Origin of the sequence: Streptococcus cristatus (assembly GCF_003943505.1) — a bacterium.
Lineage (GTDB): Bacteria > Bacillota > Bacilli > Lactobacillales > Streptococcaceae > Streptococcus > Streptococcus cristatus_E.
The window spans coordinates 1-509 of the sequence record NZ_RJPS01000131.1 but is presented as its reverse complement, the minus strand read 5'-3'; the positions used below and the strand labels follow the sequence as shown (position 1 = coordinate 509).

Here is a 509-nt window from a genome sequence, read left to right as displayed (position 1 = left end):
TTATTAGAAAGCACCTGCAAAATCTGCTCTTCACCGGCTTCTGCTTCAGTAGTAAAGAGGTCAAAGTCCACTGCTTCGCCATAGACTGGTCCAGCTGCAAAGACTCGATGTGGCTTGGTCTTAAGCTCTCTCAGAACTTGAAGACCGCGATTTGCTCGACTGGTAACAGGAATATCTGCGACTGCCATACGCTTAATCGATCCGCGCTGCGTCAGGATGTAAAGCGAGTCTGTATTGGCGATAAAGGCTGCCGCTAGGACATCGTCCTTCTTGAGGTTTATGGCTTTAACCCCAGCCGCCTTAGCTCCGATGACAGGAACTTCCTCAATATTGAAACGAAGGGCATAGCCATTCTTGGTCACGAGCATAACATCATCCAGCTTAATCGGAGCTAGAGCAATGACCTGGTCGTCTTCATTTTTCAGCTTGGCAAACTTAAGCGACTTGGACTTGTAGGTCCGCCAAGGACTGAACTCCTTGCGCTCCACTCTCTTGATTCTCTCTTGATT

Annotated in this window: 1 protein-coding gene; it reads right to left on the bottom strand. The window is 48.5% G+C overall.

The genetic code is table 11. The features are described from left to right. Positions 1-509, bottom strand: a 509-nt coding sequence (locus D8792_RS11345; protein ID WP_312023829.1) for a DNA gyrase C-terminal beta-propeller domain-containing protein, incomplete at both ends; no start/stop codon positions are given.